Here is a 23789-nt window from a genome sequence, read left to right on the forward strand (position 1 = left end):
CGCATAGGCTGGAGGGCATGAGCGATTCGCCCGAGAACCCGCAGCAGCCCGATCCCGCTCCGCAGGCGCCGGAGCCGGTGGAGCCCGAGCAGATCGCACCGGCCGAGCCGGAACTGACCGAGCCGGAGCCCACCTCGGAGGCTCCCCCCGGGCTCGCACCCTCTCCCGGCCTCGCTCCCCCCGTGGGGATCCAGCAGCCCGCCGACTTCCAGCCGCCGCAGGGCTTCGAACCGCCGCAGAGCTTCCAGCCCCCGCAGGGGTACGCGCCGCCGCAGGGGTACGCACCGCCGCAGGGCTTCCAGCCCCCGCAGGGATACGAACCGCCCCAGGGGTTCCCGCCCCCGTCGCAGGAGGCGCAGCCTCCGCAGGGGTTCTCCGCACCGCAGGGATACGCGCCTCCCGCGCGGGGATACGAGCCCCCGCAGGGCATCATCCCGCAGCCCCAGGACCCCGCTGCCCTTCAGGCGCAGGCGGATCAGCCGGGCTACGCGGCCCAACCGGGGTATCCGGCTCAGCAGCCTCCCCAGCAGCCGCAGCCTCCGCAGCGCAAGGGCGGCCTCCCCACGGGCGCCATCATCGGCATCGTCGCGGGCGCCGTCGTACTCCTCCTGCTGATGATCGGCGGCGTCTTCGCGGTCGGCTCGCTCGTCAGCCGCGGGCCGGGCGGCGGCGGCTCGGCGCCCGAGGCCGGCGGCTCGGCGGCCACCCCCGCGGAGGCGGTCGAGGAGTACCTGCAGGCGCTGGCCGACGGCGACGCCGAGACGGCCCGCACTCTCGCGAGCGGTACCTCGTCCGATCGCCTCCTCTCCGACGAGGTGCTCGCGCGGTCGAACGAGCTCGCCCCGATCACCAGCATCGAGGTCGACGAGGAGGCCGTTTCGCAGGACGATTACGAAGCCGTGGTCACCGCGACCTTCGATCTCGGCGAACGGACCGTGCAGCGCGACTTCCGCGTCTGGGAGTCGTACCCGAGCGGCTGGGAGCTCGCGGACGGTCTGCTGCGCGTATCCGTGACGACTTTCGACGGGCTGGGCTTGACCCTGAACGGCGTCGACCCCGGCGACGACTACGTGAGCGTCTTCCCGGGCGCCTACGAGTTCGATCTCGAGATGGAGGCGTTCCAGCTGAGCAGCGACGAGGACGTGTTCCTGTTCGCCACCGACGACGACCTCTCGCCGATGTACGAGCTGCGCCCGGTGCTCACCCCCGAGGCGACCGAGACCTTCCGCGATCTCGTGCGGGCGTCGCTCGAGGAGTGCATCGCGATGACCGCCCTCACCACCCCCTGCGGCCTGGACGTCTCGGAGGAGCTGAGCGACGGATCGGTCCCGGTGCCCGACACGGCGCAGCGCACCCTCACCCCCGAGGGCGACGCCGCACTCGACGGTCTCGAGACGACCTCGAGCTACGAGGTGCCCTCGCTGGTCAGCTCCCTCGACTACATCCGCATCACGACCACCATCGAGGCGGACCGCAACGGCGAGCGCATCAGCGGTGAGCTGCTCTTCGGAGGCGAGCTGCGACGTCCCTACGTCGACTTCGCGGAGGCGGACCCCGAGGTCGTCTGGGAGTAGATCCGGGATGCCGGGGCGGTTCGTCCGCGACCGTCAGGCGCCGCCCGCGGCGGGCGTCTCCGCGGGCGCCGATCCCGCGCTCTCGGCGAAGCTGCGCGAGAGCCGCCGGTACGAGCGGGTGAACATCGCGCCGACGGCGAGCACGATCATCGCGATCCCGGACCACAGGAAGATGAGCGCGATACCGCGGCTCTCGCCCTCGCCGAGCAGCCACCCCCAGGCGGCCTGCCCCTCGGGCTGCTCCATGTAGGGCACCACCCAGAACTCCGCGATGGGCGCGATCAGGAACGAGGTGATCGGCGCCGCCGCGGCCTCGAAGGTCATGGCGAGGCCGAACACGCGCCCCTGCTTCTCGTAGGGCACGACCCGCTGGATGACCGTCTGCTCCGCCGCCTCGATGGCGGGCATCATCGCCATGAACAGCCAGATGCCGGTGATGAACAGCCAGGGCAGCTCCCGCACCGTGAAGAGCGCCCCGAGGATGCCGAGCAGGCCGACGAGGATCAGCATGGTCCGGATCGGATTCGCGCCGAGACCCCACTTCGCGACGACCGCGCCGCCCACGATGAAACCCGTCGAGGCGAGCCCGAACACCAGCCCCCAGATCTCCACGGGGAACATGTTCAGGCCGTACGGGTCGAGCAGCGCCATGAAGACGCCGCCGGAGAGGTTGTTGAGCATGGTGAAGATGACGAGGGCGAACAGCCCCGGGACGGCCAGCATCGCCGCCATGCCGCCCCTGAAGTCGACGGCGCTGCGTGTGGGGTCGTGCACGATCTCGGGCTCGGGGATGCGCAGCAGATGCAGGTGGACGATCGGCACGGCGACGAAGACCGTCGCGATCAGCATGGTCGGCCCCATGCCCAGGAACCCGACCGACAGACCGCTGAAGACGCTCGTGGCGATGAAGGCGATCCCCTGCACGGTGCCCACGAGCCCGTTGGCATTCGCGTGCCGCTCCACGGGCACCAGCAGGGTCACCGTGGTCGCGAGCGCGAGGTTGCGCATCAGCTCCACGACGCACCCGGCGAGCAGGATGAGCGTGAACACCCAGAACCAGGGCCCGCCGAGGTCCAGCAGCGCGTGCGACGGGATCGTGAAGAAGAGGACGCAGCCGATGACGAAGGCGACGAGCGACGACCACGCCGAGATCAGCATGACGCGCTGCTTGCGCAGCCGATCGACGAGGGAGCCGAACCACATGGAGCTCAGGGCGAGCAGCATCATGTAGGCGCCGCCGAGCACGCCGGTCGCGAGGATGCTCCGCGTCTCCAGGTAGACCCAGAACACGACCGCGAACCACAGGAAATTGGTCGTCAGGTTCGCGACGGCGGTGTTGACGAGCACGTGCAGGAACGTGCGCATGCCGCCCTCGGGCGGCACGGGGCGCGGGTGCGAGCGCGCGTCCCCGGTGCCGGGGCCGCTCGGCGATGCGTCGGTGCTCATGCAAGAAGCGTAGAGCGCACCCCCGACATCGCGCCAGGCTCGGCCCGCTCAGCTCCCCCGCTCGAGCAGCGCGATGAACATCGCGTCGGTGCCGTGGCGGTGCGGCCACAGCTGCGCGCTCGGCGCCTCCCCGGCGAGATCGAGCTCCTCCCGCGCGATCCCGTGCAGCACGGCCTTCGCGTCGAGTTCGCGGAGCTCCGCGTGTCGCTGCAGCAGCCGGTCGACCGCGACGCGGGTCTCGGCGAGGTGGGGCGAGCAGGTGACGTAGGCGAGCACGCCCCCGGGCGCGAGCCGCGCGACCGCCGCGTCGAGCAGTTCGCCCTGCAGGGCGGTCAGGGCGGGCAGATCCGACGGCTGCTTGCGCCACCGGGCCTCCGGCCGACGCCGCAGTGCGCCGAGACCCGAGCACGGGGCGTCGACCAGGATCCGGTCGTACCGCGCATCCCGCTCCCCGTAGGCCGCCGGGTCGCGCCCGTCGTGGGAGACGATCTCGACGGCGTCCGCCACACCGGTGACGGAGCGCCGCACGAGCTCCGCCCGGTGCTCCGACACCTCGTTGGCGCGCACCGCCGCGCCGCCGAGCCGGGCTTCCGCCCCGAGCACCGCGGTCTTGCCGCCGGGGCCGGCGCAGAGGTCGAGCCAGCGCTCGCCCGGCGCGACCGCCCGGGCCCGCGTCAGCACGAGCGCCGCGAGCTGCGATCCCTGGTCCTGCACGCGCACCAGGCCCTCGGGCGCGGCGAGCGCGGCGACGGCGCGCGCCGGATCGCCTCCGGCCAGCTCCAGTCCGATCGGCGAGGGACCGGCCGCCTCGAGGCCCGCGCCGCCGGCCGCACCGGCCGCCGCACCCGCGTCGAGCCCCGCTCCGGGCAGCACGGCGAGGCTCACGCGCGGGGGCGCGTTGTCGGCGGCGAGCAGCGACTCGAGCTCGGCCTCCCGCCCCTCGGGGCGCAGGGCGTCCCGCGGCGCGCGCAGCACCCAGGCGGGGTGCGAGGTGCGGCTCGCGAGGGCTTCATCGGGGGTGCGCGCCTCCTCCGCGATCCGCCGGTCCCACTCCTCGTTCGAGGACCGGCCGATCGCGCGCAGCACGCCGTTCACGAAGCCCGCGGCGTTCGGGTTCGCCACCCGGCGCTGCAGTTCGACGCTCTCGTTCACGGCCGCGTGCGCCGCGGTGCGCATGCCCAGCAGCTGATGGGCTCCGAGGCGCAGCACGTTCAGCGTGCGGGCGTCGATCGCGGCGGCGCCGCGCCCCGCCGCGAGCTCGATGATGCGGTCGTAGCGGCCGCGACCGCGCAGGGCCCCGGCCGCGAGTTCGGTGGCGAGCCCGGCGTCCCGCCCGTCGAGGCGCGCCTCGCGGATCCGGGCGGGAAGCGCGAGATTCGCGTACGCATCGCGATCCTCGACGTCGCGCAGTACATCGTAGGCGACGAGGCGCGCGGGAGAGACCTCGACGCGGGGCGCGCGGACGCCGCGCCCGCTCCGCCCGGCCGGGCGGCCCTGGGAGCGCCCTCGGCGGCCGTCCCGTTCCCCGCCGCTCATCGCACCACCGCTTCCCCGCCGCGGCCGCGCAGCCAGGCGGCGCCGTCCATCGCCGGCTTCCCAGCGGGCTGCACGCGCACGAGTGCCAGGGCGCCGTCGGCGAGGTGCAGGATCGCGGAGCCGCCGTGCAGGGTCACCGCTCCGGAAGCGCCGGCCTCCGCGTCGGCGAGCCGCACCTCGAGCAGCTTGAGCGGCTGCTCCTCGTGCTGTACGAAGGCGCCGGGCTCGGGGGTGACGCCCGCCCAGTGCGCGAGCACCTCCGAGGTGGGCCGCGCGAGATCGAGGCGCCCGTCCTCGCGGGAGAGCTTGTGCGCGTAGGTGGCCTCGCCCAGCTGCGGCTCCCCCGCGTCCGGGTCGGCGGCGAGCGCCTCGACCGCGGCGAGCAGCGCGCCGGTGCCGGAGTCGGCGAGCTCCGTCAGCGCGACACCGGCGGGCGTTCCCGGCGCGAAGTCCCGCCTGTCGCGGCTCAGCACGTCGCCGGCGTCGAGCGCCTCCACGAGCCGGAACACCGTGACCCCGAGTCGCTGCTCGCCGGCCTGGAGGGCCCGCTGCACCGGCGCGGCGCCCCGCCACCGCGGCAGATCGGAGAAGTGCAGGTTGATCCAGCCGTGCTCCGGCAGTCCGAGCAGGGGCTGCCGCACGAGCCCGCCGTAGGCGACGATCACACCGAGTTCGGGGGCGAGGGAGCGCACCCACTCGGTCGCGGCGTCGTCGAGGCGGTTGGCCCGGTGCACGGGGATCCCGAGCTCCTCCGCAGCGGTCGCCACGGGCGACGGCGTGAGCACGCGCCTGCGCCCGAGCGGCGCGTCGGCTCGGGTGAGCACCCCGACCACCTCGTGCCCGGCGCGCACCAGGGAGCGCAGGCTGGGGACGGCGAACTCGGGGGTTCCGGCAAAGACGATCCGCATCCGTCCATTGTCGCAGGCCGGCGGGTCTGCCCCGCACGGGCGGCTCCTGCTATGATCGCCGCATGCATTCCCTGAATCAGTGGTGGACCGCCTGAGGGCGGCCCGTCAGCGTATGCATATCCGGCACCGCCTCTCGGAGGCGGTGTTTTTTTCGTCTTCGAGTGGCGCGATGAAGCAAAGGAACCACATCATGAATGACGCCCAGGCCCGGTCGGGCTCCATCTATCGCGCCGACGAGCGCGGCTACTTCGGCGAGTTCGGCGGCGCGGTGCTGCCGCCGTTCCTCGTGGAGCCGATGGCCGAGGTGGCCGCCGCCTATGAGGAGGCGCGACGGGATCCCGCCTTCGCCGAGGAGCTGCAGGCCCTGCTCACGAAGTACGTCGGCCGCCCCTCGCTCCTCTACTTCGCCGAGAATCTCACCCGCGATCTCGGGGGCGCGAAGGTCTATCTGAAGCGCGAGGACCTCAATCACACCGGCGCGCACAAGATCAATCACACGCTCGGCGAGGCGCTGCTCGCGAAGCGCTTGGGCAAGCAGAAGGTCATCGCCGAGACCGGCGCGGGCCAGCACGGCGTCGCACTCGCGACGGCCGCCGCTCTGGTGGGGCTCGAGTGCGAGATCCACATGGGTGCGATCGACGTGGAGAAGCAGCATCCCAACGTGGTGCGCATGGAGCTGCTCGGTGCGAAGGTGGTGCCGGTGGAGCGCGGCGGCCGCTCGCTCAAGGAGGCCGTGGACTCCGCGTTCGAGGTCTACGCCGCGTCCCCCGACGAGTACCTCTTCGCGATCGGCTCGGTGGTCGGCCCGCACCCCTTCCCCACCATGGTGCGCGACTTCCAGTCGGTCGTCGGGCAGGAGGCCCGCGCGCAGATCCTCGAGGCCGAGGGCCGCCTGCCCGACGCGCTCGTGGCGTGCGTGGGCGGCGGGTCGAACGCGATGGGGCTCTTCGACGCGTTCCTCGAGGACGAATCGGTGCGCATCATCGGAGTGGAGCCCGCCGGCGAGGGCCTCGACACGGAGCGCCACGCCGCGACCATGACGCGCGGGGTGATCGGCGACATCCACGGCATGCGCACCAAGGTGCTGCTGGCGCCAGACGGCGAGCCGGCTCCCGTGCACTCGATCGGCTCGGGCATCGACTACCCGGGCGTCGGTCCCCAGCACGCCCACCTCGAGCAGATCGGCCGCGCCGAGTACGTGTCGATCACCGATGAGGAGGCCCTCGCCGCGTTCCAGCACCTGACCCGCGCCGAGGGGATCATCCCCGCGCTCGAGTCGTCGCACGCGATCGCGCACATCGCGAAGCTCGCCCCGACGCTGCCCGAGGACGCGATCCTGATCGCGAACCTCTCCGGCCGCGGCGACAAGGACGTCGACTTCGTCGCCGCGCGCCTGCGGAACGACTGACCCCCATCCGGGCGATCTGCGCGGCCGCGCGCCTACCCGTCGAAAACCCCGCGGTCGTCGAATCGCAGCCGCAGCGCCTCGGGCCTCGCTCGCCCCGGTGCGCGGCCGCGGGTGCGCGACGAGGATCCCGCGGCGTCGGCCACGAGCGCCCCGCGCAGGCGGCTCGCGACCTCGTCGCCCTGGGCGTAGTCGAAGCGCACGATCGCCCGCACGAGCCCCGCGGGGGTCTTGGCCGGTCCGCCGGGCGGGATCGGGGTCGGCCCGAGGTGGTCGACCCCGGCGAGGCCCGAGAGCTGCTGCAGCGCCCGCTCCACCTCGTCGGGGCCGCCGCTCACGCTCGCCACGCGCACGGCGGGCGGGTAGCGCAGGGCGTGGCGATCCCGCAGCTCTCCGCGCAGCCACTCCTCCTCGCGGCCCGTCACGAAGGCGCGCACCACCGGGCCGCCCCCGGAGGCCATGAGGCAGATGCCGTCGGGAGCGGCGAGGGCCGCCGCGTTCTCCCACCACCGCAGGCAGTCCTCCCCGGCGCGCAGGGTCTCGAGGCTGAGCAGCCGCTCGGCGTCGAGCAGCACCACGGCGCGGTAGCCCCCGGCCGCGAGCGGCTCGGCGCCGCGGGTGGCCACGACGAGCGCCGGCCGGGCGTCCACGCGCTCGCGGGGGTGCTCGCCGTCGCTCAGGATCACGCGGGCGCCCTCGAACTGCCGCTCGAACTGCTCGACCGTGCGCGCCGACCCCATTCCGCGCTCCTCGAGCCGCGTGCCGTCGCACGTGCCGCAGCGCCAGTTCGTCGCGTACTCCCCGCACCAGCGGCAGGAGGCGCGCCCTACGGTGCGGAAGCCGACCGGTCCGCTGCAGACCCGGCACCGGGCCAGGTCGCCGCACTCGCCGCACACCGCGACCGGCGCGTATCCGGGCGTGGCGACCTGCACCAGCACCGGTCCGCGCCGCAGCCCCTCGCGGATGGTACGGGCCGCGAACTCGGGCACCCGTCCCGCGAAGGCGTCGGGGGTCATGGAGGCGTCGGCGTGCACGATGCGGGACCGCCTGGGCGGGTTCTGCTGGGCGCGCACGTAGCCGATGTCGACGAGGCGCTGCACCTCGGCGCTGCGCGCGTGCCCGGCGAAGAAGAGGCCTGCCGGCTCCTCGGGCGACGTCTCGGAGCTCGACGACGCGCGCACGAGCGCAGCGTCGCGCGCGTGCACGTAGGGCGTGAGGGGCTCGGCCAGCACGGGATCCCCGTCATCCCAGACGATGATCGCGCCGAGCCGGTGCGCCGGCGCGTAGACGGCGGAGCGGTTGCCGAGCACGATGCGCGGCTCGGCGTCGAGCGCGCGCAGGAAGCCGGCATAGCGCTCGGCGTTGGACTGCCGCGAGTCGACGCGCACGATGTCGGGGTGCCCGAGCGCGGCCAGCGCGTCGCGCAGCTGGTCGAGGTCGCGATAGTCGGGGGCGATGAGGATCGCGCTGCGCCCGAGCGCGTGCACCGCGATCGCGAGCCGCGCGAGACGCGCCGCCCAGCCGCCGACCCACTCCCCCGTGTGCAGCCGCTCCGGCCCGTGCGAGGCCGTGAGCGCGAGGCGCGCACCCGCGACGAGCCGCTCGGCGACGGCGCGCTCCTCCGCGGAGCTCTCCGCGGCGGGCTCGCCGCCCCCCTCTGTCCCGGCGGCCTCTCCCTGCGACACCGGCGCAGCCTGCCCGGCCTCCGCGGCCTGTGCCGCGAGGTGCTGCTTCTCGACCCGCACCTGCCGCGTCGGGATCGCGAGGCGCAGGATGTCTCCGGCCGAGCCGCCGGCGCGGTCGGCGACGGCCCGCGCCAGGCGCCACACCTCGGGGGCGAGCAGCGGAACCCGGGTGACGATGTCGGCGATGGCCGAGAGCTCGCCTCCGAAGTCGCTGCGCTCGGCGAACTCGATGATGTAGCCGAAGCTCCGGCGCTCCTGCGAGCGGAAGGGCACGCGCACGCGCTGACCGATCCGCACCTCATCGGCCAGTTCGGGCGGGATCGCGTAGTCGAAGAGGTGGTCGAGCTGGGGCAGTGCGGAGTCGAGCAGCACGCGCGCGACGGGGCGGCCGTTCGCCGCCTCCGCCCGCTCGAACGCGCTGCCGCGCGCACCGCCCGTGGACACGGCGCTCCTAGAGGCCGGCGGCGGCCCGCAGCTCGGCGGTGCGCGGAGTGGCCTCCCACGTGAAGTCGGGCAGCTCGCGCCCGAAGTGGCCGTAGGCGCTGGTCTGCGCGTAGACGGGGCGCAGCAGGTCGAGGTCGCGGATGATGGCGAGCGGGCGCAGGTCGAAGACCTCGCGCACCGCGCGCTCGATGCGCTCGAGCGGCACGGTCTCGGTGCCGAAGGTCTCGACGTAGAGGCCGACCGGGTGCGCGCGGCCGATCGCGTAGGCCACCTGGAGCTCGGCGCGGCGAGCGAGGCCGGCGCGCACGACGTGCTTGGCGACCCAGCGCATCGCGTAGGCGGCCGAGCGGTCGACCTTCGAGGGGTCCTTCCCGCTGAACGCGCCGCCGCCGTGTCGACTGGCGCCGCCGTAGGTGTCGATGATGATCTTGCGGCCGGTGAGGCCCGCGTCGCCCATGGGGCCGCCGATCACGAACGGGCCGGCCGGGTTGATGAAGAGCCGGGCATCGGCGCTGTGCAGCTCCACCTGTTCGAGCACCGGCCGGATGGCCGCGCGCTCGACCGCGGCGCGCAGCGCCCCCTGCGAGATGTCGCCGTGGTGCTGCGTGGAGACGACGACCGCTTCGATGCTCGCCGCGCGGTCCCCGGCGTAGCCGATGGTCACCTGGGTCTTGCCGTCGGGGCGCAGCTCGGGCAGCACGCCCGTCTTGCGCACCTCGGTGAGGCGCTCGGCGAGGCGATGCGCGATCCAGCTGGGCAGCGGGTGCAGTTCGGGGGTCTCGTCGGTCGCGTAGCCGAACATGATGCCCTGATCGCCGGCGCCCTGCCGGCTGAGGCCGTCGTCCTCGCCGATCTCGCCGCTGCGCACCTCGAGCGAGGAGTCGACGCCGCCCGCGATGTCGGGCGACTGCTGCCCGATCGACACCGAGACGCCGCAGGAGGCCGCGTCGAAGCCCATCTCGGAGCTGGTGTAGCCGATGTCGCGCACGGCGTCGCGCACGATCTGCGGGATCTCGACGTAGCCCGTCGTGGAGACCTCGCCGGCGACGTGCACGAGGCCCGTCGTCACGAGGGTCTCGACGGCCACGCGGGCGCCGGGATCCTGCTCGAGCATGGCGTCGAGGATCGAGTCCGAGATGCGGTCGCAGATCTTGTCCGGGTGGCCCTCGGTCACGGACTCCGAGGTGAACTGGCGCAGCGGCACGTGGGCTCCTTGATGATGGGAAGCGGGCGGACGAGATGGGTGCGGCTCGGGCGAAGAACGCCGGGCGGAAAACGCCGGTGGCGCCGGACCCCATTCAGGGTATCCGACGCCACCGACGGAGCTGCGAGTGCAGCGGAAGATTACGCTCCGACCGCGGCCGCTTCCTCGGCGTCGCTCGACACCGCGGCGCGCCGGGTCATGGTCAGCTTGCCCTCGACGATCTCGTGCAGCGCGATCGACAGCGGCTTGTCGTCGACCGACGAGTCGACCAGCGGGCCGACGTTGTCGAACAGATTGCCGTCGTGCAGATCCGTGTAGTAATCGTTGATCTGGCGGGCGCGCTGCGAAGCGAAGATCACCAGGGCGTACTTCGAATCGACCTTCTCGAGCAGATCGTCGATGGGCGGGTCGATGATGCCGTTGGGGTTGGCCATGTACACACTCCTCTAGTTGACCTCACCATCCTAGCCGAGGATCGCCGATCCTGCTGGGCGGCGGGCGGGAACCGCAGCACCGAGTCAGGCGCGTCGCCGCTCCCCACCACTCGACCGGCATCGGCGATCACAGGGGTGTGCTGCTCCGAGATCCCGCCGTCGCGGTAGACCTCGAACGCGCGCGGATAGCACGCGGTGCGTGTACGGGCATGATCCGTCAACCGCTCGGTCGCCCCTCGCTCCGATGCAGCGCGGACGCGATCTCGGCATGCACGGCGCGATACGCCGGCTCTCCGCGCGCACCGGACGGGGTGGCCGAAATGCGACGCTCGTTCTCGGCGGCGGCCAGATCCAGCGCTTCCGCCAGCGGTCGCAGCCGCTCGGCCTCCGCGGCGCGCAGCTCGACCTCCACCGCTTCCAGCCGCGACACCACGACCCGTAGTGCGGCCCGGTGCGGGCTCTCGGCGTCGAAGGATGCGGACATGCCCCCGTTCCACCGCGAACCGCCGACATTCCTGGGCTCCTGAGCGGCTCACCACTCCAAAGAGCCGAGGCGGGCTTCGGTGAGTATCCGACAATCGCGTCGGCCGATCCCGACAACGACAGCGGCCGATCCCGTCAGTGGTGGATCAGCGCCTTGAGGGCGATCATGATGGCGCCCAGGGCAGCCGTGACCACCGCCCCGCCGAGGCGGGCCGCGAAGCGAGGATTGCGCGCCGCCGCGATGTACCAGCCGATCACGCCGAGCAGGATCATGTCGACCGTGAGCGCGAGCCAGACCGCATCGGCCTGCCCGAGCACCCCGACCACGCCGAGCAGCAGGAACGCGACCGGCACCGAGCCCACCACGAACAGCCCCAGCGACGCGCGCACGCCGTGGGCGAGAGCGGCCGCGAAGGTGCTGTCCGACTCGGAGAGCTGCGCGACCGTGTCGGAGTACACGTGGGCGGCGAAGAACACCAGCAGCGTGAGCACGACCGTGAGCAGCGCCTGGGCGCCGTCGCCGTCGAGGTTGCGGCTGACCACGATCATGCCCGCGACGACGACGAGTCCGTAGACGCCGGCCGTCGAGCTCATGAGCGTCGAGAAGCTCGGGCGACGGCTCCTGTCTGCGCGGGGATCCGGCGCGAAGGCGCCGCGCGAGCGCCGATCGGCGCGACGATGATCCGTCATGCCCGCGATTCCTCCCTCCGCGCCCGCCGGCCGGGTCACCCCGCCGCCAGCACTCGTTGCTTCTGCGTTTCGAACTCGGCCTCGGTGAGCACACCGGAGTCGCGGAGCCGGCCGAGCTGGGTCAGCTGCTCGATCACGGAGGCCGTACCGGCACCGGCGGCAGGCGCCGACGCCGCAGGAGGCTCGGCGACCGCGGCGGCAGGAACGGGCGCAGCAGCAGGAGCAGCCGGAGGAGCAGATCCGGCCGCCGCCGCGGCGGCATCCTGAGCAGCCCAGCGCTGCTGCTGTCGCCGGTGCGTGCTGCCGATGACCCGTGTGGCGACCGAGGCGCGCACGGCGGTGCGGAGGAGGCTCATGCGGGGCTCCCCTCTGCGAGAGCGCGTTCGAGTTCTGCGATGTCGACGCCGCCGGAGAACAGCTCCACCCCGCCGGCGGCTGCCCAGGCCTCCGCGGCGACCGCCAGCGAACGGTCCTCGTAGACGACCGCGACCGCCAGACGACCGGGCTCGATCTCGGACGCGATCCGGGAGAGATCCTCGGCATCGAGGATGCCGGACTCGACCCCGTCGAACACCGAGAGGTCCACGCCGGTGGTGGCGCGGAGCTCGTCGAACGACCGCTTCACCGGCTCCCCCGACACGTCTCGTGCGACGATCTCGATGTCGAGGATCTCGACCACGCCCTGGCCCACCCGCTCGAGGACGGCCTGCAGTCCGGGACCGAGATCGGCCCCCTCGTCGAATCCGAAGACGAGGTAGTCGACGGGGCCCGAGAACTGCTCGGTCGCCATGCTCAGGCCCGCTTCCCGGTCAGCGCGCGCACGACGTTCAGCGCGCCGAGCACGACCAGCGCGACCCCGAGGAACCACCACAGGAACACGGCTCCCCAGAACGGACTGCTCAGCAGCGTGAAGCCCGCGAAGACGGAGACGACCGCGAACACGATGGTGAGCGCTTTCGAGCCCGACTGGCCGAGGGTGAACAGCGAGGTGAATCCCTCGATGATCCACATCACGCCGACCATGATCGTCAGGAACAGCGCGAGGAACGCCGCCGACCGCTGCAGCGACCCGAACGCGTAGGCGCCCGCGACGATGTACAGCACCCCGAGCAGGACGTGGCCGACGCGGCCGCCCGCGCCCAGCTCCTTGGAGAAGATGCCCGTGCCGGCATAGACGACTCCGGCGATGACGGCGTACACGGCGATCACGCCGGCGAGCGCGACGGCCGCCTTCGTCGGCCAGACGAGCACGGCGATGCCGAAGCCGACGGCTGCGAGGCCGCCGATGAGCAGAGCGAGCCGAGCGCCCTTCGCGGGCGCTGAAGTGGTGGAGGACACGGAATGCCTTTCTGCAGGGGGCGCTCCGGTGTTCGGTGTTCACGGGAGGCCTTTCCCAGATACTATCCGGGTGCCGCCGCGCCCGGCCGGCACCCGCCGCGCCTATCCCAGCAGCGAGCGCACGAGCACGTGCCCGCGCGCGGTGGTGAGCCGGGTCCAGGTCAGGGAGCGGGAGAGGCGCACGGGATCCTCGTCGTGCAGCAGTCCCATCGCCTCGGCGGCGAACGCGGCGGCGGCGGGCAGCCCCGGCGCGATCTCGGCGCCCCAGACCGAGGCCCGCACGCGCTGCACCACGGCGTCGCCCGGATCCTCCGGCAGCAGCGACGCGACCCGCTCGATCCCCTCGGCCGCGACCGCCGTGAGCGATGACGCGTCGACGACCCCGGCGGCCTCCCAGCCGGCGACCGGCGGCAGCACGCCGGCCCAGGCCGCCATGCTCGTCACCTCGGGCACCTCCAGCGCCAACCCGACGATCCCGAGACGCGCGATGCGGTCGAGCAGTGCTCGCCCCTGCACCGTCTCGTCCACCGTCTCGGGCGGCTCCGCGGCGAGCGCGAACGCCCGCATCACCAGCACCACGGGCACCGCGTCGGTGATCCCGCGCGGTGCCTGCGTGCAGCCGTAGACCGCGAGCGCCGCTCCTCGCGTGGTGAGGCGCACCTCCTCCTGGCCCGCGCGCTGCAGACGCTCGAGGAAGATGCGCAGATCGTCCCGGGTCGCGTGATCCGCGAGCGACAAGGTGGCAGCCATCGCCCCAGCCTAGCGAACGGACGGGGAACCGATCCGGCACGCCCCCGGTCATAGACTGGGATCATCGTCCACGCAATGGAGCCGACCCAGGAGGACCCATGACCGCTTCGCCCGATCTCCTCGCCATGCTCTCGGTGCTCGACTCGGGCGCGCGCACTCGCGAGGACATCCTCACCGGCCCCGCGTTCCCCACCCCGCACGGGCGCTCGTTCGGCGGCCAGGTGCTCGGGCAGGCGATCGCCGCGGCAGGCACGACGGTGCCCGAGGATCGCATCATCCACTCGATGCACGGCTACTTCCTGCGGCCGGGCGACAGCGAGGATCGCATGACCTTCGAGGTGGATCGCCTGCACGACGGGCGCTCCTTCTCCACCCGACGGGTGCAGGCCTACCAGAGCGGGCAGGTGCTGATGTCGATGATCTCGTCGTACCAGGAGCAGGACGCCGGGCTGGAGCACCAGGAACCCGCCGATCTCGCTTCGGTGCCCGCCCCCGAGTCCCTGCCCAGCGTGTGGGAGCGGTACGGCCACCTGGCGAGCTCCGGCGGGGGCGGACGGGCGTCGTGGGTGCTGAACCGGCCGTTCGACTTCCGCTACGTCGAGTCCGACATCATCCTCGACGTCGCCGAGCGCAGCAACCGGCAGCAGGTGTGGCTGCGCAGCCGCGACACCTTCGACGCGACGCCGCTGCTGCACGCCGCAGCACTCGCCTTCGCGAGCGACTACCTGCTGCTCGAGCCGGTGCTGCGCCGGCACGGCGTGCCCTGGGCGACGCCCGGGATGCGCGGCGCGAGCCTCGACCACGCCATGTGGTTCCACCGTCCCTTCCGGGTGGACGAGTGGCTGCTCTACGAGCTCGAGTCCCCCACCGCGCAGGGCGGCCGCGGCCTGACGCACGGGCGCTTCTACGACCGGGAGGGCGCGCTCGTGGCGAGCGTGTCCCAGGAGACGACGATCCGGCTGCCCGAGAGCGAATAGCCGGGACAGGACCGCATTCGGGCGGCGAACGATCGCGCGTCGCCGGCCGTGCGAGATCGTTACGAGGTCTACCCGCGGCGTAGCTGCAGGGGCTCGTCGGTCCAGGGCTCGACCGAGGCGCGCCCCGCGCCGGTCAGCCGCGTCGGGCGCAGCGTCCGCCCGTCCACCACGACGACCGTCGTGATGGCGCGGGCGGACACCGTGCGCTCGGGCTGCGAACCGTCGACGACCTCGTAGTGGAGCTCGAGGCTCGAGCCGCCGAGCCTGCCGATCCACAGCTCGATGGTGATCGGCTGCGCTCCGTACTCCAGCACGCGCAGGAACTCGATCTGCTGATTCGCCACCAGGGTCTTCAGCGATATGGGGCCGTCGCCGCGGAAGTGGTGCTCCATGCCGGTGCGCTCGCGCGCCGAGCCGAGCTCGAAGGCGCGCACGCGCGCCTCCTCGAGATACCGTGCGTAGGCCACGTTGTTGATGTGGCCGTAAGCGTCCTGGTCACCCCAGCGCAATTCCATGTCGATGTGCACGCGTGCCATGCCGCGGACTCCTCTCTCCGGTCGGACGGGACGGCGAAGGCCCGGTTCCCCGAGAGGAGACCGGGCCTTCGATGTCAGCCGCGGGTCAGCTTGCGGTAGGTGACGCGCGACGGCTTCGCCGCGTCCGGGCCGAGGCGCTCGATCTTGTTCGCCTCGTAGGCCTCGAAGTTGCCCTCGAACCAGTACCAGTTCGCCGGGTTCTCCTCCGTGCCCTCGTAGGCGAGGATGTGCGTCGCGATGCGGTCGAGGAACCACCGGTCGTGCGTGATGACCACGGCGCAGCCGGGGAACTCGAGCAGCGCGTTCTCGAGGCTCGTCAGGGTCTCGACGTCGAGGTCGTTGGTCGGCTCGTCGAGCAGCAGCAGGTTGCCGCCCTGCTTGAGCGTGAGCGCCAGATTCAGGCGGTTGCGCTCACCGCCCGAGAGCACGCCGGCGGGCTTCTGCTGATCCGGTCCCTTGAAGCCGAAGGTCGAGACGTAGGCGCGCGACGGGATCTCCGTCTTGCCGACCTGGATGTAGTCGAGCCCGTCGGAGACGACCTCCCACACCGTCTTCTTGGGGTCGATGCCGCCGCGGGTCTGGTCGACGTAGCTGAGCTGCACGGTCTCGCCGATCTTCAGCTCGCCGCCGTCGAGCGGCTCGATGCCCACGATCGTCTTGAACAGCGTGGTCTTGCCGACGCCGTTGGGGCCGATGATGCCGACGATGCCGTTGCGGGGCAGCGAGAAGCTGAGCCCGTCGATCAGCGTGCGGCCGTCGAAGCCCTTCTGCAGATCCGTGGCCTCGAGCACCAGATTGCCCAGGCGCGGACCGGCCGGGATCTGGATCTCCTCGAAGTCGAGCTTGCGCGTGCGCTCGGCCTCGGCCGCCATCTCCTCGTAGCGGGCGAGACGCGCCTTCGACTTGGCCTGGCGGCCCTTCGCGTTGGACCGCACCCACTCGAGCTCCTCCTTGAGGCGCTTCTGCAGCTTCTGATCCTTCTTGCCCTGCACCTCGAGGCGCGCGGCCTTCTGCTCCAGGTAGGTGGAGTAGTTGCCCTCGTAGGGGTACAGGCGACCGCGGTCGACCTCGCAGATCCAGGTGGCGACGTGGTCGAGGAAGTACCGGTCGTGGGTGACGGCCATGACCGCGCCCGGGTACTTGGCGAGGTGCTGCTCGAGCCACAGCACGCTCTCGGCGTCGAGGTGGTTGGTGGGCTCGTCGAGCAGCAGCAGGTCGGGCTTCTCGAGCAGCAGCTTGCAGAGCGCGACGCGGCGCTTCTCGCCGCCGGACAGGTTCTTGACGATCGCGTCGGAGGGCGGGCAGCGCAGCGCGTCCATCGCCTGCTCCAGCTGGTTGTCGAGGTCCCAGCCGTCGACGTGGTCGATCGCCTCCTGCAGCTCGCCCATCTCGGGCAGCAGCGTGTCGTAGTCGGCGTCGGGGTCGGCCATCTCGGCGGAGATCTCGTTGAAGCGGTCGAGCTTGCCCTTGATCTCGGCCACGCCCTGCTGCACGTTCTCGAGGACCGTCTTCTCCTCGTCGAGCTCGGGCTCCTGCATGAGGATGCCGACCGAGTATCCCGGCGTGAGGATCGCCTCGCCGTTCGAGGGGGTGTCGAGGCCGGCCATGATCTTGAGGATCGTCGACTTGCCGGCGCCGTTCGGGCCGACCACGCCGATCTTCGCACCGGGCAGGAATGCCATGGTCACGTCGTCGAGGATCACCTTGTCGCCGTGCGCCTTGCGCGCGCGGACCATCTGGTAAATGTACTCAGCCATATGCACTCTCGGGCGCAGGGGCGCCCCGAACTCCTTGCTTCGAAAGGATGGAAACGGATCCCCACTACTCTACCGCCCGCCTCCGACGGCTCCGATCGCCGCTTCGTCCGAGTCCGCAGTGCCGGTTCAGACCCCGAATCCGGCTCGGGCTCCGTCCGGCGCGGCTACCAGTCGATCGGCCGCGTGGTCCCGATCAGGCAGACGTCGCCATCCGGACCGACCGCGGGCTCGTTCTGAGCCACGAAAGTCCGGTCGGCGGTCACGATCTGCCCGATGAGGCAGTCGGCGCCGATACGCACGGAGACGAAGATGTTGTCGGCCTCGAGGCCGGTCATGCTCTCGTCGAAGCTGACCTGCATCGCGGCGCGATCGAAACCCGCATCTGCGACCGCGTCGACCACGGGCACGCCCTGCACCGGGTGAGCGCTCTCGGAGAACTCCCGCAGCACCTCGGTGAAGTACGGCAGGTTCTGCTCCGCGGTGCCGTCGGGCACGAACTCGGGGGCCACCTCGGGCACGGGCGGGGTCGCCCGCTCCGGAGTCACCGGTGTCGGGCCCTCGAGCACCGCGCACCCCGCGAGGAGCGGGAGCAGGACGCCGATCGCGAGCAGCGCGGCGGATCGGCGATGGCTCGAGGGGACTGGACGCACCAGGCCAGTGTACGCAATGCGAGCTGGGGAGCCGCCCAATCAGGGGGGCTGCACGGAGGCCCTGCTGCTCCTCCGCTCACACGGCGCGGATCTCCTCTGCTCCGCCGAGCTTCTCCACAGATCCCCGGATCGACACCCGGCGCGGACCGGAATGGCTCAGGCTGTGAGAGAGCGGACGGATCGTCTCGCGCACGGCACGAGCCGTCCGCTCCCCCCCCCCCCCAGCCCACGGGATCCCGGACCGACCGGGACGCATCGAAGGAGAGCATCATGTCCATCCCCATCTGCATCGTCGGCACCATCGCCACCGACCCGAGATTCTCACGGACGAGTTCGCGAGTCGCCTTCTGCTCGTTCCGGGTCGCGAGCAACGAGCGGCGCTTCGACCGCGAACAGGCGCAGTGGGTCGACGGAGAGACGAACTGGTTCACCGTCAACGCCTTCCGCGGCCTGGCGGAGCACGCGAGCGAGTCGTTCGCGAAGGGCGACCGCGTGGTGGTGAGCGGCAGGATCAGGATGCGGCGGTGGGAATCCGGCGAGAAGTCGGGCACAGCGGTCGAGATCGAAGCCGAGGCCTTCGGGCACGATCTGCGCTGGGGCGTCTCGAGCTTCGCCAAGCGGCACGGGGCCGGGGCGGAGTCGGCGGGCGGCCTGAGCGAATCGGGCGAGCAGACCGCCTGGCGTGTCGCGTCCGAAGAGCGCGCGGGCGCGGAGCAGGAGGCGCCGAGCAGCGTCGACGCGGAAGGAGACGGCTTCGAGGCGGTCGCGGCGTAGCGGGGCTCGCGGCTCGGTACTCCTCCCGGAGGGGGCGACCCCGGCTGGGAGCCGACCGCGGGCGCGCGCCCACCGGGCGGCGCGCAGGCTGCGGGCGCGTCCTCTCCCGGCCGGGAGCCCGCTGCGGGCTCGCGCTCCTCTCGGCGGAGCGCCGGTCAGCGCAGGTACTCGGCGAACGAGGCTCGCACCTTGTTCACCTTGGGAACGGCGACCGCGAGGCAGTAGCCCTGAGTGGGGTTCTTCGCGAAGAAGTCCTGATGGTACTCCTCGGCCGGGAAGACCTCGCCCAGCGGCTCGATCACCGTCACGATCTCGCCCGCCGCCGCCCAGTAGGCCGCGGCGCGATCTCGAGCCTCCTCGAACAGCACCCGCTGCTCATCGCTCGAGAAGAACATGGCGGAGCGGTACTGGGTGCCGACGTCGTTGCCCTGGCGGTTCAGCTGCGTCGGATCGTGCATCGTGAAGAAGGCGTCGAGGATCACGCTGGCGGGGATCACGCTCTCGTCGAAGGTGACTGCGACGGCCTCCGCGTGCCCCGTCCGGCCCGTGCAGACCTGCTCGTAGCTCGGCTGCGGCGTCTCGCCGCCGGTGTAGCAGGAGAGCACCTCGGTGACGCCCCTGAGCTGCCGGTAGGCGGCGTCGAGGCACCAGAAGCAGCCGCCCGCGAGCACGAAGGTCGTCGTGGTCATGAGTCGCTCCTCCACCAGTCGTCGAACGGGGTCACCGGGAGCCTGCGCTTGTGCTCGGTGGCGCGGTAGCGGCGCTCGAGGTGCTCCGCGTCCTCCGCTTCGAGCGACTCGCCCCGCAGGTAGGCGTCGATCTTCGGGTAGCCGATGCCGAGGTTGGCCTCGTCGGACTGTCCGGGGTCCTCGTCCAGGAGATCCGCCGTCGGCGCCTTCTCCCAGAGCCGGTTCGGAGCGTCGAGATGTCGCAGCATCTCGGCGCCCTGCCCCTTCGTCAGGCCGGAGAGCGGCAGGACGTCGGCGCCGCCGTCTCCGAACTTCGTGAAGAACCCGGTGATCGCCTCCGCGCCGTGATCGGTGCCCACGACGAGCAGATCGCGGTCGCCTCCGATCGCGTACTGGGCGACCATGCGCATCCGCGCCTTGGCATTGCCCTTCGTGAGGTCCGAGACCGGCTCCCCGGTGGCGGCGGCGACCGCCGCGACGATTCCGTCGACGCCCGCTGCGATGTTCACCGCGACCGCGCGATCGGGCCGGATGAACGAGAGCGCGAGCTGCGCGTCGTCCTCGTCGTGCTGCACGCCGTAGGGCAGCCGCACCGCGATGAACTCGGCCTGCCTGCCCAGCTCGCGCATCCGCTCGACCGCGAGCTGGCTCAGCCGACCCGCGAGCGAGGAGTCCTGTCCGCCCGAGATGCCGAGCACGAATCCCTTGCAGGCCGGGATCGAGCGCGCATAGTCGACGAGGAACGCGACTCGCCGCTCGACCTCCGCGGCAGGATCGATCTCCGGCACGGAGCCGAGCGCCCCGATGATCTGCTGCTGCATCTCGCTCATGCCCTCCACACTACTCCGAGGCCGTTTCACCCGCGTTACACCGGTCGCCGCACCGCTCAGGCCAGGATGTCCTCCACCGGCAGCAGGCACTTCGGCCCGAGCATCCCCTTCAGCTCGCCGAACAGATCCGAGGTGATCCGCACCTGCTCGCGCAGTTCGAAGACCCGCACCGCATTCGGCGTGATGAGGCTGAGGCGCACCTCGCTCTCACCCGGGTGCCGCTGCAGCGTCGACTTCAGCTCCTCCATCAGCGGCTCGGTCGCCCGGGATTCCGTGAGTGTGAGCTCGAGCGTCGAGGCGTCGTCCTGCACCGCCGCGTCGATGGGCTTGACCCCGTAGGCGTGCATCGACATGCCGTCGTCTCGGGAGTTCAGCTTGCCGCGCAGCGCGACGATGCTGTCGGGCTGCAGCAGGCTGCCGAACTCCTGGTACGACTTGCCCATGAAGAGCGCCTGGATCTCGCCCGTGAAGTCCTCCAGCGTCACCATCCCGTAGAGATTGCCCGACTTCGCCGTGCGGTGCTGCACGCTCGTGAGCAGGCCGGCCACCGTCACGATCTCGCCGTCGAAACCGGCGCCCGTCTCCGGGTTGGTCGCCTGCGCGACGGTGATGTTCGCCTCCTTGGCGAGTGCCGCGTCCAGCCCGCGCAGCGGATGGTCCGACACGTAGAGGCCGAGCATCTCGCGCTCGAAGGAGAGCTTGTCCTTCTTCGTCCACTCCGGACGATCCGGGATCTGCGAGACGGCCTCCGCGGAGTCCCCCGACGCCTCGGCCGCCTCTGCGAACAGGCTGTCGAAGTCGAAGCCGACGTTGCCGTTCTCGGCGTCGCGCTTCTCCTTGACCGCGCTCTCGATCGCCTGCTCGTGGATCTCGACGAGCGCCCGGCGCGTGCCGCCGAGCCCGTCGAAGGCGCCGGCCTTGATGAGCGATTCGACGGTGCGCTTGTTGAGCGCGACGAGCGGCACCTTCTTCAGGAAGTCGTGGAAGGTCTCGAAGGAGCCTTTCTGCTCGCGGGCCTCGCGGATGGCCTCGACCACGTTGGTGCCGACGTTGCGGATGGCCCCGAGCCCGAATCGGATGTCGTCGCCGACCGCCGAGAAGTTGGCGAAGGAGTCGTTGACCGCGGGCGGCAGCACCTTGATGCCCATGCGGCGGCACTCGTTGAGGTAGATGGCCAGCTTGTCCTTCGAGTCGCCGACGCTGGTGAGCAGCGCGGCCATGTACTCGGCCGGATAGTGCGCCTTGAGGTACGCGGTCCAGTAGCTGACCACGCCGTATGCCGCCGAGTGCGCCTTGTTGAACGCGTAGTCCGAGAACGGCAGCAGGATGTCCCACAGCGCCTTGATCGCCGCTTCCGAGAAGCCGCGATCCTTCATGCCTCCGGAGAAGCCCTCGTACTGCTTGTCCAGCTCGGACTTCTTCTTCTTGCCCATGGCGCGGCGCAGGATATCCGCCTGGCCGAGCGTGAAGCCGGCCACGCGCTGCGCGATCGACATCACCTGCTCCTGGTAGATGATGAGGCCGTAGGTGGTGTCGAGGATGTCCTTCAGGGGTTCCTCGAGCTCGGGATGGATCGGGGTGATCTCCTGCAGCCCGTTCTTGCGCAGCGCGTAGTTCGTGTGCGAGTCGGCGCCCATGGGGCCGGGGCGGTAGAGCGCGAGCACCGCCGAGATGTCCTCGAAGTTGTCGGGCTTCATGAGGCGCAGCAGGCCGCGCATGGGGCCGCCGTCGAGCTGGAAGACGCCCAGCGTGTCGCCCCGCGCGAGCAGCTCGTACGACGGCGCGTCATCGAGCTCGAGGCGTTCGAGGTCGAGGTCCTCGTCCCGGTTGAGCCGGATGTTCTCGAGCGCGTCGGAGATGATCGTGAGGTTGCGCAGCCCCAGGAAGTCCATCTTGATGAGGCCGAGGCCCTCGCAGGTCGGGTAGTCGAACTGCGTGACGATCTGGCCGTCCTGCTCGCGCTTCTGCAGCGGGATGATGTCGATGAGCGGGTCGCTCGACATGATGACGCCCGCGGCGTGCACGCCCCACTGCCGCTTCAGCCCCTCGAGCCCCAGCGCGGTGTCGTACACCTTCTTGGCGTCGGGATCCTCCTGCAGCACGGTGCGGAACTCGGCCGCCTCCTTGTAGCGGGGGTGATCCGGATCGGTGATGCCCGAGAGGGGGATGTCCTTCGCCATCACGGCGGGGGGCATCGCCTTCGTGAGCTTCTCGCCCATGCCGAAGGGGAAGCCGAGCACCCGCGAGGCGTCCTTCAGCGCCTGCTTCGACTTGATGGTGCCGTAGGTGACGATCTGGGCCACGCGCTCGTCGCCGTACTTCTCGGTCACGTACTTGATGACCTCGCCGCGACGGCGATCATCGAAGTCGACGTCGAAGTCGGGCATGGAGACGCGGTCGGGGTTGAGGAAGCGCTCGAAGATGAGCCCGTGCTGCAGCGGGTCGAGGTCGGTGATCCTCATCGCGTAGGCCACCATCGAGCCCGCGCCCGAACCGCGGCCGGGCCCCACGCGGATGCCGTTGTCCTTCGACCAGTTGATGAAGTCGGCCACGACGAGGAAGTAGCCGGGGAACCCCATCTGGGTGATGACGCCGATCTCGTACTCGGCCTGCTTGCGCACCTCGTCGGAGATGCCGCCCGGGTAGCGGTAGTGGAGACCCTTCTCGACCTCCTTGATGAACCAGCTGTCCTCGGTCTCGCCGGCGGGCACCGGGTAGCGGGGCATGTAGTTGGCCGAGGTGTTGAACTCGACGCTGCAGCGCTCCGCGATCTCGAGCGTGCTGTCGCACGCCTCCGGGTAGTCGCGGAAGATGTGCCGCATCTCGGCCGCGGTCTTCAGGTAGTAGCCGGATCCGTCGAACTTGAACCGGTTCGGGTCGTCGAGGCGGGATCCCGACTGCACGCACAGCAGCGCCGAGTGCGCCTCGGCGTCGGCCTCGTGCACGTAGTGGAGGTCGTTGGTCGCGACGAGCTTGATCCCCAGGTCCTTCGCGATCTTGATGAGGTCGCTCTGCACCCGGCGCTCGATCTCGAGCCCGTGGTCCATGAGCTCGCAGTAGAAGTTCTCCTTGCCGAAGATGTCCTGGAACTCCGCGGCGGCCTGCCTGGCCTCGGCGTACTGGCCGAGGCGCAACCGGGTCTGGATCTCGCCCGAGGGGCAGCCCGTCGTGGTGATGAGTCCCTTGCCGTAGGTCTGCAGCAGTTCGCGGTCCATGCGCGGCTTGAAGTAGTAGCCCTGCATCGACGCGTAGCTCGAGAGGCGGAACAGGTTGTGCATGCCCTGCGTGGTCTCGGAGAGCATCGTCATGTGCGTGTAGGCGCCGGCGCCCGAGACGTCGTCGCCGCCGCCGTCGCCCCAGCGCACGCGCGTCTTGTCGGTGCGGTGGGTGCCCGGGGTGAGGTAGGCCTCGATGCCGATGATCGGGTTGAGGCCGCGATCCTTCGCCTGCTTCCAGAAGTCGAACGCGCCGAAGGTGTTGCCGTGGTCGGTGACCGCGATCGCGGGCATCCCCTGCGCCACCGCCGCGTCCATGAGCGGACCGACGCGCGCCGCACCATCGAGCATCGAGTACTCGCTGTGCACGTGCAGGTGGACGAAGCCGTCTTTCTCAGACACCGATGGACCCCTCTCGCCGACCCCTCAAGGGTATCGTCAGCCTCCGACAAAACGCATGTGCG

General features: G+C 71.3%; 22 protein-coding genes. 4 read left to right on the plus strand and 18 right to left on the minus strand.

All coding sequences use genetic code 11. The annotated features are described in order from the left end of the window. Window positions 1-17 precede the first annotated feature (17 nt). Window positions 18-1574, plus strand: a complete 1557-nt coding sequence (locus tag ACWKZU_RS05880; RefSeq protein ID WP_449281466.1) for a hypothetical protein — start codon at window positions 18-20, stop codon at window positions 1572-1574. A 33-nt stretch (window positions 1575-1607) separates the two neighbouring features. Here the strand turns inward: ACWKZU_RS05880 and ACWKZU_RS05885 are convergent, their stop codons facing one another. From ACWKZU_RS05885 to ACWKZU_RS05895, 3 genes are all read right to left on the minus strand, one after another. Continuing rightward, window positions 1608-2939, minus strand: a complete 1332-nt coding sequence (locus ACWKZU_RS05885; protein WP_449281513.1) for an MFS transporter — start codon at window positions 2937-2939, stop codon at window positions 1608-1610. Between the two features lie 129 nt (window positions 2940-3068). Continuing rightward, on the minus strand, window positions 3069-4556 hold the full coding sequence (locus ACWKZU_RS05890; RefSeq protein WP_449281467.1) for an RsmB/NOP family class I SAM-dependent RNA methyltransferase: 1488 nt from the start codon (window positions 4554-4556) through the stop codon (window positions 3069-3071). Further along, on the minus strand, window positions 4553-5464 hold the full coding sequence (locus tag ACWKZU_RS05895; protein WP_449281468.1) for a methionyl-tRNA formyltransferase: 912 nt from the start codon (window positions 5462-5464) through the stop codon (window positions 4553-4555). Before ACWKZU_RS05895 ends, ACWKZU_RS05890 begins: the two co-directional genes overlap by 4 nt. A gap of 190 nt (window positions 5465-5654) precedes the next feature. Here ACWKZU_RS05895 and trpB point away from each other — a divergent pair, with 190 nt between their 5' ends. After that, window positions 5655-6872, plus strand: coding sequence for a tryptophan synthase subunit beta (gene trpB / locus ACWKZU_RS05900; protein WP_449281469.1), 1218 nt, complete (start codon window positions 5655-5657; stop codon window positions 6870-6872). 32 nt (window positions 6873-6904) lie between these two features. Here the strand turns inward: trpB and ACWKZU_RS05905 are convergent, their stop codons facing one another. The 9 genes from ACWKZU_RS05905 to ACWKZU_RS05945 all read right to left on the minus strand — a co-directional run bounded on the left by ACWKZU_RS05905 (window position 6905) and on the right by ACWKZU_RS05945 (window position 13897). Continuing rightward, on the minus strand, window positions 6905-8998 hold the full coding sequence (locus ACWKZU_RS05905) for a primosomal protein N' family DNA-binding protein (RefSeq protein WP_449281470.1): 2094 nt from the start codon (window positions 8996-8998) through the stop codon (window positions 6905-6907). Between the two features lie 7 nt (window positions 8999-9005). Then, complete coding sequence (gene metK, locus ACWKZU_RS05910; protein ID WP_449281471.1) at window positions 9006-10202, minus strand: methionine adenosyltransferase; 1197 nt, start codon at window positions 10200-10202, stop codon at window positions 9006-9008. A 140-nt stretch (window positions 10203-10342) separates the two neighbouring features. Further along, window positions 10343-10636: a DNA-directed RNA polymerase subunit omega gene (rpoZ, locus tag ACWKZU_RS05915; protein WP_449281472.1), complete on the minus strand. Its 294-nt coding sequence runs from the start codon at window positions 10634-10636 to the stop codon at window positions 10343-10345. Between the two features lie 217 nt (window positions 10637-10853). Further along, window positions 10854-11120, minus strand: coding sequence for a hypothetical protein (locus tag ACWKZU_RS05920; RefSeq protein ID WP_449281473.1), 267 nt, complete (start codon window positions 11118-11120; stop codon window positions 10854-10856). A gap of 134 nt (window positions 11121-11254) precedes the next feature. Then, window positions 11255-11809: a hypothetical protein gene (locus tag ACWKZU_RS05925; RefSeq protein ID WP_449281474.1), complete on the minus strand. Its 555-nt coding sequence runs from the start codon at window positions 11807-11809 to the stop codon at window positions 11255-11257. Window positions 11810-11844: 35 nt separating this feature from the next. After that, window positions 11845-12165, minus strand: coding sequence for an SHOCT domain-containing protein (locus ACWKZU_RS05930; RefSeq protein WP_449281475.1), 321 nt, complete (start codon window positions 12163-12165; stop codon window positions 11845-11847). Then, on the minus strand, window positions 12162-12599 hold the full coding sequence (locus tag ACWKZU_RS05935; RefSeq protein WP_449281476.1) for a hypothetical protein: 438 nt from the start codon (window positions 12597-12599) through the stop codon (window positions 12162-12164). Before ACWKZU_RS05935 ends, ACWKZU_RS05930 begins: the two co-directional genes overlap by 4 nt. Window positions 12600-12601: 2 nt before the next feature. Next, window positions 12602-13147, minus strand: coding sequence for an HdeD family acid-resistance protein (locus tag ACWKZU_RS05940; protein ID WP_449281477.1), 546 nt, complete (start codon window positions 13145-13147; stop codon window positions 12602-12604). A 102-nt stretch (window positions 13148-13249) separates the two neighbouring features. Next, complete coding sequence (locus tag ACWKZU_RS05945) at window positions 13250-13897, minus strand: hypothetical protein (protein WP_449281478.1); 648 nt, start codon at window positions 13895-13897, stop codon at window positions 13250-13252. A 98-nt stretch (window positions 13898-13995) separates the two neighbouring features. Between ACWKZU_RS05945 and ACWKZU_RS05950 the strand changes: the two genes are divergently transcribed. Beyond that, a complete protein-coding gene (locus ACWKZU_RS05950; protein WP_449281479.1) occupies window positions 13996-14874 on the plus strand; it encodes an acyl-CoA thioesterase in 879 nt (292 codons plus the stop codon). A gap of 68 nt (window positions 14875-14942) precedes the next feature. Here the strand turns inward: ACWKZU_RS05950 and ACWKZU_RS05955 are convergent, their stop codons facing one another. The 3 genes from ACWKZU_RS05955 to ACWKZU_RS05965 all read right to left on the minus strand — a co-directional run bounded on the left by ACWKZU_RS05955 (window position 14943) and on the right by ACWKZU_RS05965 (window position 17817). Further along, window positions 14943-15410, minus strand: a complete 468-nt coding sequence (locus ACWKZU_RS05955; protein WP_449281480.1) for an acyl-CoA thioesterase — start codon at window positions 15408-15410, stop codon at window positions 14943-14945. A gap of 74 nt (window positions 15411-15484) precedes the next feature. Continuing rightward, window positions 15485-17167, minus strand: coding sequence for an energy-dependent translational throttle protein EttA (gene ettA / locus ACWKZU_RS05960; RefSeq protein WP_449281481.1), 1683 nt, complete (start codon window positions 17165-17167; stop codon window positions 15485-15487). A 164-nt stretch (window positions 17168-17331) separates the two neighbouring features. Continuing rightward, a complete protein-coding gene (locus tag ACWKZU_RS05965) occupies window positions 17332-17817 on the minus strand; it encodes a DUF6993 domain-containing protein (protein WP_449281482.1) in 486 nt (161 codons plus the stop codon). Between the two features lie 270 nt (window positions 17818-18087). Here ACWKZU_RS05965 and ACWKZU_RS05970 point away from each other — a divergent pair, with 270 nt between their 5' ends. Further along, complete coding sequence (locus tag ACWKZU_RS05970) at window positions 18088-18591, plus strand: single-stranded DNA-binding protein (RefSeq protein WP_449281483.1); 504 nt, start codon at window positions 18088-18090, stop codon at window positions 18589-18591. Window positions 18592-18746: 155 nt separating this feature from the next. On the opposite strand, the gene msrA is transcribed toward ACWKZU_RS05970, so the two are convergent. The 3 genes from msrA to dnaE are packed head-to-tail and all read right to left on the minus strand — an operon-like array spanning window position 18747 to window position 23676. Beyond that, window positions 18747-19280, minus strand: a complete 534-nt coding sequence (gene msrA, locus ACWKZU_RS05975) for a peptide-methionine (S)-S-oxide reductase MsrA (RefSeq protein WP_449281484.1) — start codon at window positions 19278-19280, stop codon at window positions 18747-18749. Next, a complete protein-coding gene (nadE, locus tag ACWKZU_RS05980; protein ID WP_449281485.1) occupies window positions 19277-20110 on the minus strand; it encodes an ammonia-dependent NAD(+) synthetase in 834 nt (277 codons plus the stop codon). The genes msrA and nadE overlap by 4 nt, the downstream gene beginning before the upstream one ends. A gap of 56 nt (window positions 20111-20166) precedes the next feature. Continuing rightward, window positions 20167-23676: a DNA polymerase III subunit alpha gene (dnaE, locus tag ACWKZU_RS05985; RefSeq protein WP_449281514.1), complete on the minus strand. Its 3510-nt coding sequence runs from the start codon at window positions 23674-23676 to the stop codon at window positions 20167-20169. Window positions 23677-23789: the final 113 nt, after the last annotated feature.

This window comes from Leucobacter sp. (assembly GCF_053528595.1).

Excerpts from the sequence above, each read along its gene's own strand:
- dnaE (WP_449281514.1), bottom strand. The coding sequence starts at position 23,676 with ATGCTCGATGGTGCGGCGCGCGTCGGTCCGCTCATGGACGCGGCGGTG.
- ACWKZU_RS05880 (WP_449281466.1), top strand. The coding sequence starts at position 18 with ATGAGCGATTCGCCCGAGAACCCGCAGCAGCCCGATCCCGCTCCGCAG.
- trpB (WP_449281469.1), top strand. The coding sequence starts at position 5,655 with ATGAATGACGCCCAGGCCCGGTCGGGCTCCATCTATCGCGCCGACGAG.
- ACWKZU_RS05950 (WP_449281479.1), top strand. The coding sequence starts at position 13,996 with ATGACCGCTTCGCCCGATCTCCTCGCCATGCTCTCGGTGCTCGACTCG.
- ACWKZU_RS05955 (WP_449281480.1), bottom strand. The coding sequence starts at position 15,410 with ATGGCACGCGTGCACATCGACATGGAATTGCGCTGGGGTGACCAGGAC.
- ACWKZU_RS05885 (WP_449281513.1), bottom strand. The coding sequence starts at position 2,939 with ATGCGCACGTTCCTGCACGTGCTCGTCAACACCGCCGTCGCGAACCTG.
- ACWKZU_RS05895 (WP_449281468.1), bottom strand. The coding sequence starts at position 5,464 with ATGCGGATCGTCTTTGCCGGAACCCCCGAGTTCGCCGTCCCCAGCCTG.
- msrA (WP_449281484.1), bottom strand. The coding sequence starts at position 19,280 with ATGACCACGACGACCTTCGTGCTCGCGGGCGGCTGCTTCTGGTGCCTC.
- ACWKZU_RS05930 (WP_449281475.1), bottom strand. The coding sequence starts at position 12,165 with ATGAGCCTCCTCCGCACCGCCGTGCGCGCCTCGGTCGCCACACGGGTC.
- ACWKZU_RS05925 (WP_449281474.1), bottom strand. The coding sequence starts at position 11,809 with ATGACGGATCATCGTCGCGCCGATCGGCGCTCGCGCGGCGCCTTCGCG.
- ACWKZU_RS05890 (WP_449281467.1), bottom strand. The coding sequence starts at position 4,556 with ATGAGCGGCGGGGAACGGGACGGCCGCCGAGGGCGCTCCCAGGGCCGC.
- rpoZ (WP_449281472.1), bottom strand. The coding sequence starts at position 10,636 with ATGGCCAACCCCAACGGCATCATCGACCCGCCCATCGACGATCTGCTC.
- nadE (WP_449281485.1), bottom strand. The coding sequence starts at position 20,110 with ATGAGCGAGATGCAGCAGCAGATCATCGGGGCGCTCGGCTCCGTGCCG.
- ettA (WP_449281481.1), bottom strand. The coding sequence starts at position 17,167 with ATGGCTGAGTACATTTACCAGATGGTCCGCGCGCGCAAGGCGCACGGC.
- ACWKZU_RS05945 (WP_449281478.1), bottom strand. The coding sequence starts at position 13,897 with ATGGCTGCCACCTTGTCGCTCGCGGATCACGCGACCCGGGACGATCTG.
- ACWKZU_RS05935 (WP_449281476.1), bottom strand. The coding sequence starts at position 12,599 with ATGGCGACCGAGCAGTTCTCGGGCCCCGTCGACTACCTCGTCTTCGGA.
- ACWKZU_RS05970 (WP_449281483.1), top strand. The coding sequence starts at position 18,088 with ATGTCCATCCCCATCTGCATCGTCGGCACCATCGCCACCGACCCGAGA.
- ACWKZU_RS05920 (WP_449281473.1), bottom strand. The coding sequence starts at position 11,120 with ATGTCCGCATCCTTCGACGCCGAGAGCCCGCACCGGGCCGCACTACGG.